Genomic DNA, 883 nt, shown 5'->3' with positions numbered 1-883 from the left:
CGTACATATTGGCTTTGCCCATACTCTCCGGGATCAGTCCCATAAAGTTACCGACACCACAGGACGGCTCCAGAATATTTCCCTGTTTCAGTCCCATATTTTCCAGTACTTCATACATACTTCGGATCACGGTCGGGGACGTATAAAAAGCATTTAAGGTCGATGCCCTTGCTGCACTGTATTCTTCCGGCGATAAAGTATTCTTTAATTCCAGATACTCATTCGCCCAGCTGCTGTTACTCTCCTCAAATGCCTGTGGGATACCACCCCAGCCAACATAACGGGATAAGATTTCCTGTTCTTCGGGTGTTGCCAGACGTTCTTCTTTCTCCAAAGTCTGTAACAAATGGATGGCTTCCATATTTGCTTTATACTTTGCTTTCGGACCGCCTGCTCCAAGGTCATTATCCTGAATCCGAAAGTTATGCGGTTCTGTTACAATCTTTTCTGCTTCCGGTTTCAAATATGGCTGGAATTCTCCTTCATATCCAAACAGTTCATTTTCTCCGGGAATATAATTGCGTCCGGTTTCCAGGCACCGGAACACATCGGCAGTTGGTGCATTGCTGACTGCATAAAACTCATCATACGAATATTTAGGGAAATCTTCTGTATGATAGGTCGACAGATGAAGTTCTGTATTGGAACGGGTCTGTGCAACCAGATCTTTTCCCTCTAGTCCTTCCGGCAATACCCCTACTGCTTCAAAGTGATACCCCTGATACTCAAAAACACCCTCATCCCAGGACTCTGCCAGTTCTTCTGCGGTTTTAGCTGTTGTCTCTTCTTCTGGTTCAGTTGGTTCCTGTCCCTCAGAATCTTTCGTTGTTTCCTGTTCCTGACTTTCCAGAATAGATTCTTCGGCAGTAACCTCTTCCTCTTC

The 883-nt window shown here is 45.3% G+C and carries 1 pseudogene; it reads right to left on the bottom strand.

Annotation, left to right across the window (positions count from 1 at the left end):
• Positions 1-883: pseudogene (locus tag G5B06_RS18555) on the bottom strand (DNA methylase); the annotation flags it as partial.

Source organism: Blautia luti, assembly GCF_013304735.1.
GTDB lineage: Bacteria > Bacillota > Clostridia > Lachnospirales > Lachnospiraceae > Blautia_A.
This window is presented reverse-complemented; position numbering and strand designations above follow the sequence as displayed.